The sequence below is a fragment of the Sinisalibacter lacisalsi genome, from assembly GCF_014640115.1.
In the GTDB taxonomy this organism is placed as follows: Bacteria; Pseudomonadota; Alphaproteobacteria; order Rhodobacterales; family Rhodobacteraceae; genus Sinisalibacter; species Sinisalibacter lacisalsi.
On record NZ_BMGI01000002.1, the window covers coordinates 71,894 to 89,900 of the forward strand.

Below are 18,007 nucleotides of genomic sequence, written 5' to 3' on the forward strand. Positions count from 1 at the left end.
TTTCAGGATGCTGGACTGGCTCAGGTCGAGAAGGCCCGAGGCGCCACCACCTGTTCCATCAGTTCGTTGTCCCACTCACCGTCGACCACGAAGTGCGCGGTCGCACCCAGCAGCACGCCTTCGATCAGGTTGTGGTTGACGTAGGCGTACACACCCGGCTGTTCGAAGGTGTACATCGCCGCCACCGCACAGCCGCCGCGCACGAACCAGGTTTCCATGTCCTGCATCGGGGATTCGGTGAAGGACGCTTCCCAGACATAGTTGCCGTGTCCGCCGATCAGGTGCGGGCGCGAGTCCCGGTTGGCCTGGTTGTGGATCATCAGGACGGTTTCACCGACCTTGGCTCGCAGCGCGTTTTCACCGGTCAGGGCTCCCACGGCGCCGTTGAAGACGCAATGCGTCGGGGTCAGGGTGCGCATCGCCTCGATACTGTCGGCATAGTCATCGCCAGCGGTCTCGTAGTATTTGTATTCGCCGTTCTCGTCTTTCGGCAGGTAGTAATCCTGCTCGCCGATATAGGCGATGCTGTCATAGCGAAGCGGGTTGCCGTCCTTGTCCTTCAGCCCGTCGCGCGGCAGCACCATCACCGCGCCGTTCATGCCGTGGGCGACGTGATAGGGGATCATCGCACCGCCGGGGGCACAGTGATAGGTGAAGCAGCCGGGTTTGGTCGCCTTCCAGCGCAGCACGGCTTCCTCGCCGGGATAGACGTGGGTCAGGCCACCGCCGCCCAGGGCCCCGGTCGAGGCGTGAAAGTCGATATTGTGCTCCATCATGCTGTCGGCCGGGTTGCGCAGGGTCAGTTCGACCATGTCGCCCTCGTGGCAGATGATCAGGGGGCCGGGGACCGAGCCATTGAAGGTCAGCGCCCAGACCGACGCGCCGGTGTCTTCGTCCACCACCATCAGGCGTTCGGTGGTTTCCATGGTGATCTCGATGATCTTCGGCCCGCCGGTTGCAACCTGTTCGTGCGCCGGGGCGAAGGGCGGCGCGACCAGTTCCTGCTTCACGCGGGTGTAGCCGGACAGGTTCGCCGGTTTGGCGGTGGTTTCGACCGCTTTCTCCGCCGCGGCCTTGTAGAGCTTCGCCGAGCTTGCATTGATGCCGGTCATTCTCGGTGCGCGCACCGCGCTCATTGCGCCAGCCCCGGTCATCGCGGCGGCGCCGGCAAGAACGGAGCCCCACAGCACGTTGCGGCGGCTGGTCTTGGCGGTGCCGGGGTTGATGGATTTGGTCATGGTTCCCTCCGTGGGGTTGAGTGTGGCGGCAGGCAACGCGCCTGCGCGCCGGAAAAGGGTCAGAGATTGCCAAGCTGCGCTTCGAAGCGGGCCTTGGCTTTCGGGGGCACGCGGCCTTCGAAGAAATCGGCGGGCACGTCGACGTCGCCGACGGCGATGGTCATCACCATGCCCATGGCGTAGTGCGGCTTGCAGATCACGCCGTAGACGCCTTCGACATCCAGCGTGACTTCGAATTCCTCGTTGACCTTGCCGGCGAACGCCTCGGCGCCCTCGGGCAGCATGCCCTTGTTGACTTCGGCATTGTGGCTCTTGTCGCCGGCCACGAACCTGATCGTGTCGCCGGGGGCGGCCTGAACGAAGGCCGGGTCGAACACCATGCGTTCGCCGTCCGATCCCTTGTTCAACATCTGGACTTCGAAGGTTTCCGCGAAGGCGGATGTGCCCATCAGGGTGGCGAGTGCGAGGCTGGTTGCCAATGTGCGGATCATGTCTTGTCCTTTCAGATCGCTTGATTGCTTGACCTGAAGACTATTCATTGTGCGGCGTCGGAATTTGCTCTGGAGCAAACTTCCGCACGATTGCCGCCGCGTCGCCGGATGATCTGGCCGTGGTCTTGGCATCCGATCTGTGGCAAGAGATTCGCCATGAACGAACCTGCTTCTCGCAAGACCCTGCCGCGGCTTGATGAAAGCCTGCTGACGCACCTGCCGCCGTTCTCGCGCCTCGAGAAACGGCAGATCCGCACGATTCTGGATCAGGCAACCTCGCGCCGTTACGATTCCGGGGTCGCGATCTTCGAAGAGGGGCATCCCGCCGAGCGCTTCTATATGTTGCTCGACGGCTATGTCCGCGTCATCCGCATCACGCCGACGGGCGAGCAGGTGACCGCGCTGCATATTCCGGCAGGCCAACTGCTCGGCATCGCGCGTGCGCTCGGGCGCGTCACCTACCCGGCAACGGCGATGACGGCGACCGAATCGATTGTTCTCAGCTGGCCAACGCGGCTGTGGGACACCTTCGTCGCCGAGTATGACGGGTTCGCCACCGAGACCTACAAGACCCTGGGCCACCGGGTGGGCGAAATGAACACGCGGATCGTGGAGCTGGCCACCCAACAGGTGGAACAGCGCGTCGCCAACGCGCTCCTGCGCCTGATCAACCAGACCGGACGCAAGGTCGAGGGCGGGATCGAGATCGATTTCCCGATCACCCGCCACGACCTTTCGGAACTGACGGCAACCACGCTTCACACCGTGAGCCGCCTGTTGAGCGGCTGGGAAAAGCGCGGGCTGGTGCTGAGCAAACGCAAGCGCATCACCGTGTGCGATCCGCACGCGCTGGTGCTTCTCGGCCAAGGCTGAGCGGCATTATTGTGCGTCGGCGGCGATGCGCAATTCGGCGAGAAACAGCTCTTCATCCAGGTGGTACTCGGCGCAGGCATCGGTGACCGTGTGGAACGGGCTGATCAGGCACCCGACGCACAGCATCCTGTGACGCACGAAGACCGGGACCGTTGCCGGCCAGTGGGTCATCAGGTCCGCCAGCGGCAGGTCCGGATCGTCCAGTCGGGGGGCGCGCATGGCAGGCTCCTTTCCCGCTCAACCCTAGAGCCTCAATCGCGCCAAACGTTGCGCTGGCGCAAACTTCGCCGCCTCCAGCCTGCCTAGGACGGGGTCATCCCGAATTCCAGGAGGCCGAAGCATGGCTGAAATCTTAACGAAATCGCGGGCGCGCAACATCTTCTACGGAGGCTCGATCTTCTTTGTCGTGATCTTCGTGGGGATGACCGTCCATTCCCACCGATACGTGGTGAACGCATCGACAGCGGGCATGCCGCTGAGCGAGGAGGTCGTTCACGGCAAGCATGTGTGGGAGGAGAACTCCTGCATCAACTGTCACAGCCTGCATGGCGAGGGCGCCTATTTCGCCCCCGAGGTCGGCAACGTGATGACCCGCTGGGGGGTGCAGGACAGCCCAGAGGACGCGTTCGAAATCCTCAAGAGCTGGATGGAGAGCCAACCCAGCGGCGTAGAAGGCCGGCGCCAAATGCCGAACTTCAATCTCAGCGACGAAGACATTCGCGGTCTCGCGGAATTCCTGCGCTGGGCCGATCAGACAGACACGCAGGGCTGGCCGCCCAACGACGCCGGTTAAGGAGGCAAACCGATGAAATACCAATCTCAGAAAGTGGCGTACTGGTACTTCCTCGCCGCGCTCGCATTGTTTGCCATCCAGGTGCTGGGCGGTCTGCTGGCGGGCTGGGTCTACGTCTCGCCGAATTTCCTGGCCGAGATCGTGCCCTTCAGCGTCATCCGCATGATCCACACCAACGCGCTGATCGTCTGGCTTCTGCTGGGCTTCTTCGGCGCTGCCTATTTCCTAATTCCCGAGGAATCGGAACGCGAGATATGGTCGCCCAAACTGGCCTATTTGCAGTTGATCATCCTCGTCGTCGGCGCGCTCGGGGCCGTCGGCTCCTACCTTGTCGGCATCCACGGAGGGCGCGAGTTCCTCGAACAGCCGCTCTGGGTCAAGTTCGGCATCCTCGTGGCCGCGCTCATGTTCCTGCTTAACGTGTCGATGACCGTGCTTGCAGGCAAGAAGACCGCGATCACCAACGTGCTCCTGCTGGGGCTGTGGCTGTTGTCGCTGCTCTGGGTCTTTGCCTTCATCAACCCCGACAACCTGTCGCTGGACAAGATGTACTGGTGGTTCGTCGTGCACCTCTGGGTCGAGGCGACCTGGGAACTGGTGATGGCGGCGATCCTGGCCTTCCTGCTCCTCAAGCTGACCGGCGTTGACCGCGAAGTGGTGGAAAAGTGGCTCTACGTCATCGTCGCCACCGCCCTTTTCTCGGGCATCCTCGGCACCGGGCACCACTTCTACTGGATCGGCCTGCCGGGCTACTGGCAGTGGGTTGGCTCGATCTTCTCGACCTTCGAGGTGATCCCGTTCTTCCTGATGATGTCGTTCGCTTTCGTCATGGTCTGGAAGGGCCGCAGGAACCACCCCAACAAGGCGGCGCTGCTGTGGTCGCTGGGGTCGTCCACCGTGGCCTTCTTCGGCGCCGGTGTCTGGGGCTTCCTGCACACGCTGCACGGGGTGAACTTCTACAGCCACGGCACGCAGATCACCGCCGCCCACGGGCACCTTGCCTTCTACGGCGCCTACGTGGCCCTGAACCTCGCGGTCTTCACCTACGCGATGCCGATGCTGCGTCAACGCGCGCCCTACAATCAGGTGCTCAACATGGCGTCCTTCTGGCTGATGACCGGCGGCATGGCCTTCATGACCTTCGTGCTGACCTTCGCGGGCACCATCCAGACGCATATGCAGCGCGTCGTCGGTGACTACTACATGGAAGTGCAGGACAGCCTGTCGGTGTTCTACCTGATGCGCTGGGGGGCCGGACTGGCCGTGGTGATCGGTGCGATCCTGTTCATCTATTCCACGCTGGTTGTGCGCAAATCCGAGGTTATCACGCCCGGTGCCGCCAACCGCGTTCCGGGGGAATAAGCGATGAACATGCAAGTCTCGCCAACCCTGCCGTTCTATCACCCCACCGGCCGCGAATGCGAGTTGTTCGAAACGGCCTATGACCACGGTTTGCCCCTTCTTCTGAAGGGGCCGACCGGCTGCGGCAAAACCCGCTTCGTCGAGCACATGGCGGCGCGCCTGGGCAAGCCGCTCTATACCGTGGCCTGTCACGACGACCTGTCGGCGGCGGACCTGATCGGGCGCTACCTTCTCAAGGGGGGCGAGACCGTCTGGGTCGATGGGCCGCTCACCCGCGCGGTGCGCGAAGGGGGCATCTGCTATCTCGACGAGGTGGTCGAGGCGCGCAAGGACGTCACCGTGGTGCTGCACCCGCTGACCGACACGCGCCGCACGCTGATGATCGACCGCACCGGCGAAGAGCTCGTCGCACCCCGCGACTTCATGTTGGTGGCCAGCTACAACCCCGGCTACCAGAACGTGCTCAAACGGCTGAAGCCCTCGACGCGGCAGCGGTTCCTGTCGATCTCGTTCGACTTTCCCGATGCCGAGACCGAGATCGCCGTCGTCGCCCGGGAAAGCCGGCTGGATCCGGCGCGGGTGGCCCCGTTGGTGCGCTTGGCCCAGTCCATTCGCAACCTGTCGGGCATGGACCTGGAAGAGGGCGTCTCGACCCGGCTTCTGACCTACGCGGCAACCTTGATCGCCGGGTCCATGGGGGTCGAGCAGGCGCTGGAGGCCGCCGTCATCGAGCCGCTGAGCGACGAGCCGGACGTGCAGCAGGCGCTGCGCGACCTGATCGCGACGATCTACGGGTAATGACCATGCACCTTCTCGATCTGATGGACCCGGAAGAAACGGTCGGACACATCTGGCACGACATGGCCAGCCGGATCGGGGCGGAGGTCAGCTATCCCGAGGCGGCCGTGTCGCTGGCCTCGGTCCGGCCCAGCCTTGCCGTCCTGTTTCGCGCGTTGGGCGGCGCGGCGGGTGTCGAACTGGCCGAGGCCGCGCCGACGCTGGCGCGCCACCGCCGCCCCCTGCGCCGCAAGCTGGGGGCGGAGCGGGACCGCGAATGGGTGGCGGGTTTCGACGGCGAACGGCTCACCCTGCCGCCGTTTCTCGCCGCCTTTCCAGACCCGGACCTGAACCGGGCGGCCTATTTCTGGCTGACTGCCATGGCCGCCAACAGCGCGCTCGACAGTGACGACCTGGACGGCGATGGCCCCTTGCAGGACTGCGCCCAGATCCGGGCCAACGTCGCGGCCTCCGATGCGGTCTACGCCGCCTGTCCGGGCTTGCGCGCCTCCTACACGGAGATGGCGCAACGCTGCCTAGACGCCCGGTTCGACATCGTGCGGCCACGCCAGGAGGCGATCTTCGAAAGCGCCATCCGCGACCAGCTCGGCGGCGCTTCCCCGATGCTGACGGCGGACCCGGTCGCCAAGGCCTACATGCCGTTCGCCCCGGTGCCGATCTGGTTGCGCTTTGCCCAGCCGTCCTCGGGCAAGGCGGCAGGGGAGGAACGGGCCGAACCGGCGGCCCCGCCGCCCAACGCGGCCCACACCACCCGCAAGCTGGGCAAGCGCAAGGATCAGGACCAGCACAACCGCAAGGACAGCTTCATCATCCACCGGTTTGAATCGATCCTGTCCTGGGTCGAGTCGATGAACATCAACCGCAGCGTCGACGATGACGACGACGAGAACGCCCAGAAGGCGGCGGACGACCAGGACGAGATCACCCTTTCGAAACAGGACCGCAAGGCGGCTACGCGGCTGCGCCTGCATCTCGACCTGTCGCCCGCCGATGCCGATCACGAGGCCTTGGCCGGAGAGCATACATACCCCGAATGGAACCACCGGTCGCGCAGCTACATGGAAGGCCATTGCCGCGTGCTGGATACACCTGCCAGGCCCGAAGGCCCGCCCTTCGTGCCGGACGAACGCCGGATGCGCGAAGTGCGCCGCCAGTTCGAGGCGCTGCGCCCGCGCCGCATCCTGCAGCCGCGCCAGGTCGACGGCACCGAGCTTGATCTCGATGCGTTGCTGACCGCGCGTGCCGATCTGATGGCGACAGGGCGCGGCTCCGACCGTATCTGGCAATCGGCGCGGCAAACCGAGCGGGATCTGTCGGTGGCCTTCCTGATCGACACCTCGCGCTCGACCGAGGCCAGCATCGGCGACACCTCGGTGATCGAGGTCGCCCGCGAGGCGATGGCGGCGCTGGCCGGCGGGATCGACGCCGCGGGGGACCGGCTTGCGATCTGGGGGTTTTCGTCGCTGCGCCGCGACCGGGTGTTCCTGACCCGCTGCAAGGATTTCAAGGACCCGATGTCGCCCGAGATCACCGCCAATATCGGCGCGTTGAAACCCGGCCATTACACCCGGCTGGGCGCCGCCATCCGCCATGTGAGCGCGCAACTGGCCGAAGCCCCCAGCGCGCGAAAGCTGCTGATCGTCCTGACCGACGGCAAGCCCAACGATCTCGACCATTACGAGGGCCAGCACGGCATCGAAGACAGTCACAAGGCTGTCCGCGAAGCCCGCAACGCTGGGCAGAGCCTGCATGGCATCATCATCGACGAGGACGGGCAGGACTGGTTCGCGCGGATCTTCGGCCGTGGCGGTTTCACCCTGCTGCCGCACCCCGAGCGCCTGACCAAGTCACTGCCCGACATCTACCGCACGCTGACACAGGAGACCTGACATGCGTATTCTCACCTCGATCCTTGCAACCGTGCTGGCATCCCCGACACTGGCCAAGAGCTTCGACCGGCCCATTCCGCAGTCCCAGTCCGCCACCGCGGAGTTCTGGTTCGCATTGAGCAGCGTCGCGCTGATCGCGGCGCTCGTGCTGGTCCAGCGGCTCGTGGCGCGCAAGTGACCGGGCAGGGGTGGTCCACGACCCGGATCGCCTTCGCGCTTTACCCGTTTGGGGCAGGGGCGGCGGCGGTCAACGTGTTCTTCGCCTCGCTGATCTTCAGCTGGGTCGGGGGGCCTGTCGCGTCAACCACGTGGTCGATCGCGATCGGCTGCGTCATCGGCGCGCCGGCCACGTGGTACTTCGCCCGCCACATCCGCCACCTGATGGACGTGGCCGACGGCACGGTTCCCAAGACGCAGCACCAAGGGTATGGAGACCGGTAATGGCACAGACATCGGCAGAGCAAATGCGCGCCTGGCAGGGGCCGGCGCTGTTCAGCTTCGGGTTTCGCCCCTTCTTTCTGTTCGGGCCGATCTGGCTGGTCGTGGCCATGCTCCTGTGGCTGGCGACCTTGCTGGGCGGGATCGAGCTGCCGACGCGGTTTGATCACGCGTCATGGCACGCGCATGAATTTCTCTTCGGCTATCTCGGCGCCGTTCTCGCGGGCTTCCTGCTGACGGCGGTGCCGAACTGGACCGGGCGCCTGCCGATGGTGGGTTGGCGATTGGCCGGCCTGTTTGCTCTCTGGGTCGCCGGCCGCATCGCGGTGATGGTCTCGGCCGGCCTGCCTCTCGCGGTCGCGCCGGTCGTCGATCTCGCGTTTCCGCTGTTGTTGGGCGCATTGATCCTGCGCGAGATCATCGCCGGGAAGAACTGGCATAACCTGACCGTTCTGGCGCTGCTGGCTGTCTTCACCATCGCGAACGCCCTTTTCCACCTGGAGGCGCTGAACGGCGACTACGCCGCGCACGGTATCGGCCTTCGGCTGGGGGTCGCGACGGCGGTCATGATGATCGCCGTGATCGGCGGGCGCATCATTCCGTCCTTCACGCGCAACTGGCTGGCGCGCGAGAACATGCCAGCGCGCCCGGCACCGCCGATGCAGCGCTTCGACAAGCTGGTGCTCTTGCTGAGCCTGCCGGTGCTCCTGCTCTGGGTCGTCTGGCCCTTCGCGTACATCACCGGAGCGGCGCTGGTGGCGCTCGGCTTCCTGCACCTGGCCCGCCTGGCCCGGTGGCAGGGGCATCGCGTGCTCGGCGAGCCGCTGGTCTGGGCGCTGCATGTTTCCTACGGGTTCATTCCGCTGGGCGCCTTCGCTCTCGGGCTCGACCAGCTCTTCGGCAATCCCGGCACCGCCGGCGCGCAGCACCTGTGGATGGCGGGGGGGATCGGCGCGATGACGCTGGCGGTGATGACACGGGCGACGCTGGGACATGCGGGGCGGGCGCTGGTCGCGGGGCGGGCGACGGTGGCCATCTACCTGTGCCTTTTCGCAGCGGCGATCGCGCGTTTCTGGGCGTCGGTGTATCCCGATTTGAGCTACGTGTCGGGGCTCTTGTGGCTCGCCGCGTTCGCAGGCTTCGCCGTGGTCTACGGCCCCTTGCTGCTGCGCCCGAGGCCGGAGAAGAACCGATGAGCTGGGCCGGCTTTGCCGCCGTCTTCGCGGCGTTCTTCCTGACCCACTCGATCCCCGTGCGGCCGGGGGTGAAATCGCGCCTGACCGCAGCATTCGGGGCGCGGGGATTCGGGGTGGGATATTCGATCCTGTCGCTTGCGATGCTCACGCTCCTGATCTGGTCGGCCGGCGAGGCGCCTTACGTCCAGCTCTGGCCCCAGATGTCATGGCAGCGGCACGTGACGCACCTCGGCATGCTCACGGTCTGCCTGCTTCTGGCGCTCAGCATCGCGCGGCCCAACCCGTTTTCGTTCGGAGGGTCAGGGAACGACCGATACGATCCCACGCGGCCCGGGATCACGCGCTGGACGCGCCACCCGATCCTCGCCGCGCTTGCGCTTTGGGCCGGTGTCCATCTCGTGCCGAACGGGGATCTGGCCCATGTCATCCTGTTCGGCGTGCTGGGCCTGTTCGCGATCGCCGGCCGCGGCCTGATCGACCGGCGCAAGCGGCGTGTGCTGGGCGAAGCGCGGTGGCGCGCTCTGGATGACCTGCGCCGCGCGGGGCCAAGGCTGCATGTGCCGGGGTCGTGGCCCTGGTTGATCCTGCGCGTCGTGATCGGTCTGGGCGCCTTCCTGGGCCTGCTCTGGGCGCACCCTTACGTGATCGGCGTCTCGGCGATCTGAACCGGGAAAACCCGCGATCCCCGTCCGCGGCGTGGCTCGGTGACGGGGCAGGGTTCCTCGTCCTGCCATCCGGCGCGGTGTCGCGAAAACACCGACGAGTTTGTCGCGGCGCAAAGTCCACCGGCGCCCTTGGGCGCATGTGGAGGGCATGAAACAGATCGAACGCCTCGAATCCCTCGGCCTCTTTGACGCCCGGGTGCCCCGCTACACGTCTTATCCAACCGCGCCGGTGTTCTCCACGAAGACCGGCGCGGCGTTCCAGCACGAAGCCCTGGCCGGTCTTGACCCGGCCGAGGCCGTTTCGGTCTATCTCCACATTCCGTTTTGCGAACGGCTCTGCTGGTTCTGTGCCTGCCGGACGCAGGGCACCAAGACGCTGAGCCCGGTGGAAAGCTATCTCGACGCCCTCGAAGCAGAACTTGCCATCGTGCGCGACACGATCCCCGAAGACCTGCGCATGGGGCGTCTGCATTGGGGGGGCGGCACACCCACCATCCTGCCGCCCCAGATGATCCACCGCCTCGCTGAAGCCGTGAAGCGGGTTTTTCCGCCAATCCAAGACTGGGAGTTCTCGGTCGAGATCGACCCGACCATGGTGGATCGCGCCAAGATCGCGGCCCTTGCCGAGCAGGGCATGAACCGGGCCTCGATCGGCATTCAGGATTTCGACCCCGTGGTTCAGGCGGCGATCGGACGCGAGCAACCTTTCGATGTCACGCGCGCCTGTGTCGACGATCTGCGCGCCGCCGGTGTCACCTCGCTCAACACCGACCTGGTCTACGGCCTGCCGCACCAGAGCCAGGCCCGTCAGGCCGACACGGTCGCCAAGGTGCTGACACTCGACCCGGACCGCGTGGCGCTGTTTGGATATGCGCATGTGCCGTGGATGTCGAAACGCCAGAAGCTGATCGACGAGGCCGCGTTGCCCGGCGATCACGCGCGCCATGCGCTCGCCCGGCTTGCCGGTGCGCGTTTCGAGGCGGCCGGGATGACCCCGATCGGCATCGACCATTTCGCCAAGGCAGAGGACGACCTGGCCCGCGCGCAGCAGGAAGGCAGGCTCCGGCGCAACTTCCAGGGCTACACCGCCGACGACTGCGCGACGCTGATCGGCCTTGGCGCCTCGTCGATCTCGCGACTGCCCGGCGGCTACCTGCAGAACGCGCCCGCAACGGCGGCCTATTCGCAGCGGGTTGCCGCCGGCATCCTCGCGGGAACCAAGGGGCACGTCCTGACGGAGGACGACAGGTTGCGCGGCCGGGCGATCGAAATGCTGATGTGCGATTTCCGCATCGACCGCGCGGCGCTCGAGCGGGACTTCGGACCAGCGGCCTCGCGGCTGGACCCGACCCACTCGCTGGTGGCGGCACAATATGCCGATTACGTGGTCATGGAGGAAGGATCGCTGTCGATTCAGCCCGAGGGCAAACCCCTGACCCGGATCATCGCCAGCGCCTATGACGCCTATATCGCCAACGGAGCGCGTTACAGCCAGGCCTCGTGACGGCCGCCCCCCGGATCGGCTGATGAGCTGGTCCGCGGCGAAGTCGCCCGCGCACCGTGCCGGTCATCAGGACAGTGAGAGGTCGGGCGCGGCCGCCGCCGGCCAGTGGACCGGCTGCACGTTCCCTCCCGGCGTCGTTGGCATGAAACCCTGCGTTCGAAACAGTGGCAGATGCTTCAAGCCGTGCGATCGTGACAATCCGCAAACCGGTCACATGTGCCGGAACATCGATTGGCTGCAATATCCCGCGATGCCGACCTCATTCAAATAAGACCGAAGCGTTTGTGATGAACGCTCGCTTCCCGGTGAATTCACGGCGGAGACGGACACGCAGCCGGATCCCGCCAATGGGCGGGATGGGTTCAGCGGGTGTGGAAAAAAATGGGGCCTTGCAAAGCCGGGTTCCTGCGCATTGCCGCCGCTCAGGCAGGGCCGCCCAGAGCCAGCTGCCATCGTCCACTCGCTCGGGGATAGCAGCCCCTCGGACCTTCGTCCGAGCAACCTCGGGCGCGCTCTGATCCAGACGTGATGGCCGGGCAAGTTGAGCGGAGTTGTCGAAGCCCAAAAGCCCCTGGAATCCGGGACCACGTCACTACCGAATGAGCCGTGGTTGGCCAGCATTACTGCCAGCGCCGAAGTTGATATCGTCTTTGTCGCATTCAGCGTTCAACGTCACATTGCCGTTGAACGTCATGGAGTTCACAACAAGGCCAAAACAGCTCAACCCATCAATCGAAAATGACGCGTTTCCGCTGGTGGTTACGTCAGACATTGGAGCGTACATTCCCACCCCTGCAAAATTGCCACTTGTTGAAGGCGTCACGGAAAAGCTTTGCTCGCCACCGCTCATCTTCAAATGAACGCCTGCCTTGACGATCAGCGTGTTGCCGCTTCCGTAAGGATCGGAAAAAACGGAGTCGAACTTGTCTGAAGATTCACTCACGCACAGCACCCCCGGCTTGAGCTGGTAGTCCTCGCCACCGACATTTGTCGACAGGTCGCTCAGGAGGGATCCGGTAAAATCACACACGGCGTCATCGGTGGAGTCATTCGGCCAATTCGTGATGTCGGCAAGGGGATCGGTGAAGCCGCCTTGTATCGTCTGTTCTGCGCATGCATCGGATTTGTTGAAGCTTGGCGCCGCACAGCGCGTGTCGATGAATACCCCGGTCGCCTCGAACGCGCCATTCGATCCGATGCCGCAGCCCGTCACATTATACGTCCCCGCGTTACCGTGCACGGTGAATCCGTCATGCTTGAAGTCTCCAAGAGACAGAACGCACGGCGTGAAGCCTGCGTCCCCCAGAGACACTCGCGACGTCGTGTTGATTGTCACGCTGTCGTTGCGGCGGATGAGGCGTGACAAGTAAACCGGTCTATCCTCGGAAATGTCCACATCGACATATGTTGCGTCCGCGGGGTCATCAAAGCTGACAGTGATGCCGGATGACACGCCATTCAAGGACGCGACGGCCTCTGCGGCGGCTGTTGCAGCCGCCGCCTTTTCACCTGACATTGTATTCTTGTACGCGAAAGCCGCCGCAAACGCCGCGATATCGGACGTCCGCTGATTCTCCGATTTCACCCCAAGGGCTGCTCCATATTCGAGCGCCAGGGCCCCAAAGCCCAGAATGACCGGGAGAGACAAGGCCACGATAACCGCAACGCCACCTTTGGTGTTGGCCGCGAGATGTCTTGCTATTTTGGCGAACCGCACGGGCATTCCGATTATCCTTGGTTTCGTTCGTGTGATTGGGGCAGATATCAAGAAATTTTCCTGGATCAGGCTTCGAAGATGTTGGCGCTGATCCGAAGCTTTCAGCCGGGTTGCATTTCGCGAGCGTAAAATGCTGCGCTTGCCAACTCCGTCGAGAAACGGACTTCCAGACCGTCAGCGACCGTCAAAGCGCAATTCATGATCCACATTCATCTCCGATCTTTTCTGGGCTGAAAAAGCCAAAGGTATGGAATCCAATGAATGTCGATCGGCGGACACTATCATGCTTCGCGCCCGCCAAGAACTGCCCAGATGGGCTGGCCATGCCGCGTCTCTGACGACGCAGAGACCTGATCCAAGGGCCGATCCAAAAGGTTGCGCAACCGCACGACCGCAAGCGGTTTTTGCCGCGCCTTCGAAAATCAGAATTTGGGTCCAAAGACGTTCGCGTGTTCTTTTGGTCTCCAATGCAAGCGCAGGGTGCGATGCCGTCGAGGGGGACTGGACCTCTGCGAGCGAGTCCGGTTCGTCCACAAGGTGAGGGAGGCAGCCCGTTTCGACGCGCCTCCCTCACCCCCAGACATTATGCTCGGCCTTCTCAAGATAGCGCGCGAGCACGTTTACCGACTTCCAGCCGTCCGCGCGCATGATGGCAGCGGTCTTGATCCGGCGTTTCACCGTGGTGGTGCTGAGGTCGCGGTCGGTCGGGTGGTTCCGGCAGATCGGGCATGTCCTGCCACTGAGTTTTCATGCAGCCGTAACCTGCGCCCGTTGTGTTGCTTGGCGCTCCAACGGCCCCCAATGTCACTTGCCGAGCGAAACACTTGATCCGTGGCAGAAAATCAGTTGATCTTGACGTCTCGCGGTCACTCACGCGGGGCAAGGGGGGAGACATGACCTCAGGAGCAGGCTTTTCATCCGGCGCGCCGGGCTCCAAGCCGCCAGCGGTCACCCAGTGATCCGGTTCGCCGTCCTCGCGCTTCTGCTGCCCGTGTTGGCCCACGCCGACGAAATCGCTTCGGTTCAATATCTTGAGGCCGACGGCACCGTTTCCATCGCCGTGGAAGGTGGAGCCTCCCCGGACACGCCTTTCGCGATCGCCTCGATCGGCAAGACCATGACCGCGGTTGCGGTGCTGCGCCTCGTCGCCGATGGAAAGCTCACCCTCGATGGCGGGTTCACCGCGCATTTGCCTGACGAAGTCCTGTCGGGTCTGCCCGAACTTTCCGATGTCACGCTCCGCCATCTCCTGACCATGACCAGCGGGCTGCCCGATTATCTTGACGACGCCTATATCGAGGATGCCCTCGAAGATCCGGGGGCCGTGCAAAACCCGCTCACCGCCCTCAGCTACGCCTATGGCGAAACGCAATTGTTTCCGCCGGGGCAGGGCTTTGATTATTCCAACACCAATTACGTGCTGCTCGGCCTGATCCTCGAAGAGGTGACCGGCGCGACATACGCCGCAGCCATGGATCGTCTCGTGATCGGCCCAGCCGGGATGACCGGGTCTTTCGTGTTCGGTTCGGCCCCGCTGCCGGACAGCATCCCGAACGGCCACGAGGACGGGAAGCATTATCGCGCCTATTACATGTCGCAAGGCTTCGGCGATGGCGGCGTGATCGCCTCGGCCAACGACCTGGCCCGATTTTACCACGCGCTGTTCCTCGAAAGGTCTCTCTTGCCGCGCGCGATGATGAGGGAGTTTCTTCACGATCCGCACGACGAGGGCTACGGCATGGGGATCGAGGTGGACGACGAGATCGTCGGCCATTCCGGAGGGGATCTGGGCTTTTCCTCCGATGTCCGGCTTGACCTCGACAGCGGCGCGCTCGCGATCATGCTCAGCGCTTCGGCCGATGCTGACACCGACTGGACCTTCGATGCGCTGGCCCGATAGCGATCTGCGGCCGGTCTGTCTTTGCGGATAGCCCTCCGTCGCGAGTCCGCCGCCTTCCGGCGCGGCCCTGATCGAATAGCCCAGCAATAGAAAGCATCGCTGCAGACCCATTTGGCCCCTTGCGCTGCATCGCCGCTGTCCCGACACTGGAGCAAATCAGTTTTCGGGAAGGATCAATCGGATGAGAACGCGCGCCGCAGTCGCCCTTGAGGCCGGACAACCGCTGCAAGTGATGGAGGTCAATCTGGACGGTCCCAAGGCGGGCGAAGTGCTGATCGAGATCAAGGCCACGGGCATCTGCCACACCGACGAGTTCACCCGCTCGGGCGCCGACCCCGAAGGGCTGTTCCCGTCGATCCTCGGCCACGAGGGCGCGGGCATCGTGCTGGAAGTGGGCGAAGGTGTCACGACGCTCAAACCCGGTGACCACGTGATCCCGCTTTACACGCCCGAATGCCGCGAGTGCTACTCGTGCCGGTCGGGCAAGACCAACCTGTGCACGGCCATTCGGGGCACCCAGGGCAAGGGCCTGATGCCCGATGGCACCACGCGGTTTTCCATGCTCGATGGCACGCCGATCTACCACTACATGGGCTGCTCGACCTTCGCCAATCACACGGTCATGCCCGAGATCGCCCTGGCCAAGGTGCGCGACGACGCCCCCTTCGACAAGATCTGCTACATCGGCTGCGGCGTGACGACCGGCATCGGCGCGGTGATCAACACCGCCGGGGTCGAGATCGGATCGACGGCGGCCGTCTTCGGGCTGGGCGGGATCGGCCTGAACGTCATCCAGGGCCTGCGCATGGCGGGCGCGGACATGATCATCGGGGTCGACCTGAATGATGGTAAGGAAGAGATGGCGCGCAAGTTCGGGATGACGCATTTCATCAACCCCTCGAAGGTCGAAAACACGGTTCAGGAAATCGTCAAGCTGACGCAACGCGGCGACGACCTGATCGGCGGGGTCGACTACAGCTTCGACGCCACCGGCAACGTGCAGGTTATGCGTGATGCGCTGGAATGCAGCCATCGCGGCTGGGGGGTGTCGGTGATCATCGGCGTCGCGCCCGCGGGGGCGGAAATCTCGACCCGGCCTTTCCAGCTCGTCACCGGCCGCGTGTGGAAAGGCACGGCCTTCGGCGGCGCGAAAGGGCGCACGGACGTGCCGAAATTCGTCGACTGGTACATGAACGGCAAGATCGAGATCGACCCGATGATCACGCACAAGCTCACCCTCGATCAGATCAACGAGGGCTTCGAGCTGATGCACGAGGGCAAGTCGATCCGTGCCGTCGTCGAGTATTGAGAGGGCGTGCGATGAAAACCCAGTCCGAGACCGGCTGTTTCGGCGGTGTGCAGGGGGTTTATTCCCACGCCTCCGCCGCCACGGGCACCGACATGACCTTCGGGCTGTTCCTGCCGCCGCAGGCGGCGCAGGGCAAAGTGCCGCTGCTGTGGTATCTGTCGGGGCTGACCTGCACGCATGAGAACGCCATGACCAAGGCCGCGGCCCAGGGCTGGGCGGCGGAGGCCGGGATCGCGCTGGTCTTTCCCGACACCTCGCCGCGCGGGCCGGAGGTAGCCGATGACGCGGCCTTCGACATGGGGCAGGGGGCGGGGTTCTACGTGAACGCGACTGAAGCCCCCTGGGCGCCGCATTTCCGGATGTGGGATTACCTGACCGTTGACCTGACGCGCCTGCTCTTCGACAACTTTCCATTGGACGAGGGACGGCAGGCGATCACGGGCCATTCCATGGGCGGGCATGGCGCGCTGACCATCGCGATGGGGCTGCCGGGGCGGTTCGCGTCCGTGTCGGCCTTCTCGCCCATTACCAACCCGACGCAGAGCGACTGGGGGCGCAAGCAGTTCACCGCCTATCTGGGGTCGGACGAGGGCGCGTGGGCCGCCCATGATGCCACCTTGCTGATGCGGGCGCGCGGCTTTGAAGGGCCGGTGCTCGTCGATCAGGGCGGCGCGGACCAGTTTCTCGACCTCCTGCGCCCCGAAGCCCTGGCCGAGGCCATGGCCGCGCGCCGGCAAGACAGCGTGCTCCGGATCCAGCCGGGATATGACCACAGCTATTTCTTCGTGGCCTCCTTCATGCGCGACCATGTCGAGTTTCACGCAAAGGCATTGGCGAGGGCGTAGCAGCGAGGGATCTGGGGCTTCGGGTTTCCGCCCGAGTGGCCAGCCCGCGCCCAGCCCGGCGGTCGCGGCCGCCGCGCAGGGGAGGGGCGCGAAACCGCTTGATCCCTCGGTGAGATCAGGCCACCTTGGGGGCACGCGGCGAGCCGCCCTAGGAATTCCGCTTGAAACGCCGCGGTATGTGGCACCATGACCCGATTTTCCATCATCACGCGGTCAAGACGAAGCCTCGGCGCGCTTGTTCTGTGCGCCTTGATCGCGGAACCCGCGACCGCCCAGGTCGCCGGCCCTCTGCCCTGCGACCAGGTCTCCCTCGAGGTGTTCCCGAGAACCGCGCACTGGAAGGGCTTCTCGGGCCTCGACGTCAAGTCGAACGGGCTCGTGGTGTCCTGCGGCGTCGCCCTCCCGCTGTCGGACCGGTTCAGCCTGGTCACCGGGTTCAGCGCGATGTCCTTCGTCAACAGCTTCGACGTGCAAAGCTATGCCGTGGGCGCCTCCGTGGAGGTGCAATACCGTTTCGAGACGATGGAGAATTTCGGCCTCTACGCCGGCCTCGATGGCGGGGTCATCGTCGGCTACGAGGGGTTTTTCCCCGCCGACCGCATGGTCGGTCCATTCACGCTTGCCGGTAACCTCAAGGGGGGTGTCCTGTACGATATCCCGCGCACGAACATGACCGTGTTCGGGGGCCTGCGCGCGGTGCCACCGGTGTTCGGCCATTCCGGTATCATCGCACCCGGCCTGGGCGTGACCTACCGGTTCTGATCCCCCCGGGCCGCCTCATGCCTGCCGCCGGCACGGCGTCCGGGTGGCCGCGCGCCGGCAGGCGGGGCCTTGCCGCGGCCCTTCCGTCTCATCGCGATCCGCGCGTGCCTGATGTGCCCGACGAAGCCGGCCACAGCCGAAACGAGACCTGGGCCGAACGCGCGGAAACGCCTGCCTGGCGGGTGATGCACAGGGTCGGCCCGGACCGGGGGCGCGGCGCGGTATGA

General features: G+C 64.7%; 19 protein-coding genes. 15 read left to right on the top strand and 4 right to left on the bottom strand.

Features of this window, described 5'->3' with window-relative positions; genetic code table 11:
* Nucleotides 1-20 precede the first annotated feature (20 nt).
* Complete coding sequence (nirK, locus tag IEW01_RS06190; RefSeq protein WP_188526761.1) at nucleotides 21-1,238, bottom strand: copper-containing nitrite reductase; 1,218 nt, start codon at nucleotides 1,236-1,238, stop codon at nucleotides 21-23.
* Nucleotides 1,239-1,297: 59 nt separating this feature from the next.
* Entirely contained in the window at nucleotides 1,298-1,729 is a 432-nt protein-coding gene (locus IEW01_RS06195; RefSeq protein WP_188526762.1) for a pseudoazurin, read from the bottom strand.
* Between the two features lie 156 nt (nucleotides 1,730-1,885).
* Between IEW01_RS06195 and IEW01_RS06200 the strand changes: the two genes are divergently transcribed.
* Nucleotides 1,886-2,602 carry a Crp/Fnr family transcriptional regulator gene (locus tag IEW01_RS06200; protein ID WP_438810817.1) on the top strand — a complete coding sequence of 239 codons (717 nt, stop codon included), beginning with the start codon at nucleotides 1,886-1,888 and terminating at the stop codon, nucleotides 2,600-2,602.
* Nucleotides 2,603-2,608: 6 nt separating this feature from the next.
* Here the strand turns inward: IEW01_RS06200 and IEW01_RS06205 are convergent, their stop codons facing one another.
* Nucleotides 2,609-2,821, bottom strand: a complete 213-nt coding sequence (locus IEW01_RS06205) for a DUF1858 domain-containing protein (RefSeq protein WP_188526763.1) — start codon at nucleotides 2,819-2,821, stop codon at nucleotides 2,609-2,611.
* Between the two features lie 121 nt (nucleotides 2,822-2,942).
* Here IEW01_RS06205 and IEW01_RS06210 point away from each other — a divergent pair, with 121 nt between their 5' ends.
* From IEW01_RS06210 to hemN, 9 genes are all read left to right on the top strand, one after another.
* A complete protein-coding gene (locus IEW01_RS06210; protein WP_188526764.1) occupies nucleotides 2,943-3,395 on the top strand; it encodes a c-type cytochrome in 453 nt (150 codons plus the stop codon).
* Nucleotides 3,396-3,407: 12 nt separating this feature from the next.
* Nucleotides 3,408-4,757, top strand: coding sequence for a cbb3-type cytochrome c oxidase subunit I (locus IEW01_RS06215; protein WP_188526765.1), 1,350 nt, complete (start codon nucleotides 3,408-3,410; stop codon nucleotides 4,755-4,757).
* A gap of 3 nt (nucleotides 4,758-4,760) precedes the next feature.
* Nucleotides 4,761-5,555 carry a CbbQ/NirQ/NorQ/GpvN family protein gene (locus tag IEW01_RS06220; protein WP_188526766.1) on the top strand — a complete coding sequence of 265 codons (795 nt, stop codon included), beginning with the start codon at nucleotides 4,761-4,763 and terminating at the stop codon, nucleotides 5,553-5,555.
* A complete protein-coding gene (locus IEW01_RS06225) occupies nucleotides 5,555-7,444 on the top strand; it encodes a VWA domain-containing protein (protein WP_188526767.1) in 1,890 nt (629 codons plus the stop codon). The genes IEW01_RS06220 and IEW01_RS06225 overlap by 1 nt, the downstream gene beginning before the upstream one ends.
* Nucleotide 7,445: 1 nt before the next feature.
* Nucleotides 7,446-7,622, top strand: a complete 177-nt coding sequence (locus tag IEW01_RS06230; protein ID WP_188526768.1) for a protein NnrT — start codon at nucleotides 7,446-7,448, stop codon at nucleotides 7,620-7,622.
* Nucleotides 7,619-7,885 carry an NnrT protein gene (locus IEW01_RS06235; RefSeq protein WP_188526769.1) on the top strand — a complete coding sequence of 89 codons (267 nt, stop codon included), beginning with the start codon at nucleotides 7,619-7,621 and terminating at the stop codon, nucleotides 7,883-7,885. The genes IEW01_RS06230 and IEW01_RS06235 overlap by 4 nt, the downstream gene beginning before the upstream one ends.
* Before the next feature lie 23 nt (nucleotides 7,886-7,908).
* A complete protein-coding gene (locus IEW01_RS06240) occupies nucleotides 7,909-9,078 on the top strand; it encodes an NnrS family protein (protein WP_229738118.1) in 1,170 nt (389 codons plus the stop codon).
* Nucleotides 9,075-9,743, top strand: coding sequence for an NnrU family protein (locus IEW01_RS06245; protein ID WP_188526771.1), 669 nt, complete (start codon nucleotides 9,075-9,077; stop codon nucleotides 9,741-9,743). The genes IEW01_RS06240 and IEW01_RS06245 overlap by 4 nt, the downstream gene beginning before the upstream one ends.
* Nucleotides 9,744-9,891: 148 nt before the next feature.
* On the top strand, nucleotides 9,892-11,247 hold the full coding sequence (hemN, locus tag IEW01_RS06250; protein WP_188526772.1) for an oxygen-independent coproporphyrinogen III oxidase: 1,356 nt from the start codon (nucleotides 9,892-9,894) through the stop codon (nucleotides 11,245-11,247).
* Between the two features lie 592 nt (nucleotides 11,248-11,839).
* Here hemN and IEW01_RS06255 read toward each other — a convergent pair.
* Complete coding sequence (locus tag IEW01_RS06255; RefSeq protein ID WP_188526773.1) at nucleotides 11,840-12,970, bottom strand: TadE/TadG family type IV pilus assembly protein; 1,131 nt, start codon at nucleotides 12,968-12,970, stop codon at nucleotides 11,840-11,842.
* Between the two features lie 949 nt (nucleotides 12,971-13,919).
* Here IEW01_RS06255 and IEW01_RS06260 point away from each other — a divergent pair.
* The 5 genes from IEW01_RS06260 (at nucleotide 13,920) to IEW01_RS17750 (ending at nucleotide 18,007) form a co-directional block, all read left to right on the top strand.
* Entirely contained in the window at nucleotides 13,920-14,864 is a 945-nt protein-coding gene (locus tag IEW01_RS06260; protein ID WP_188526774.1) for a serine hydrolase domain-containing protein, read from the top strand.
* A 181-nt stretch (nucleotides 14,865-15,045) separates the two neighbouring features.
* Nucleotides 15,046-16,173, top strand: coding sequence for an S-(hydroxymethyl)glutathione dehydrogenase/class III alcohol dehydrogenase (locus IEW01_RS06265; protein WP_188526775.1), 1,128 nt, complete (start codon nucleotides 15,046-15,048; stop codon nucleotides 16,171-16,173).
* Nucleotides 16,174-16,184: 11 nt separating this feature from the next.
* Nucleotides 16,185-17,018, top strand: a complete 834-nt coding sequence (fghA, locus tag IEW01_RS06270; RefSeq protein WP_188526776.1) for an S-formylglutathione hydrolase — start codon at nucleotides 16,185-16,187, stop codon at nucleotides 17,016-17,018.
* A gap of 186 nt (nucleotides 17,019-17,204) precedes the next feature.
* Complete coding sequence (locus IEW01_RS06275) at nucleotides 17,205-17,780, top strand: hypothetical protein (protein ID WP_188526777.1); 576 nt, start codon at nucleotides 17,205-17,207, stop codon at nucleotides 17,778-17,780.
* Nucleotides 17,781-17,884: 104 nt separating this feature from the next.
* Nucleotides 17,885-18,007 (top strand): hypothetical protein, encoded by a 123-nt coding sequence (locus tag IEW01_RS17750; RefSeq protein ID WP_268236803.1) that lies wholly within the window; start codon nucleotides 17,885-17,887, stop codon nucleotides 18,005-18,007.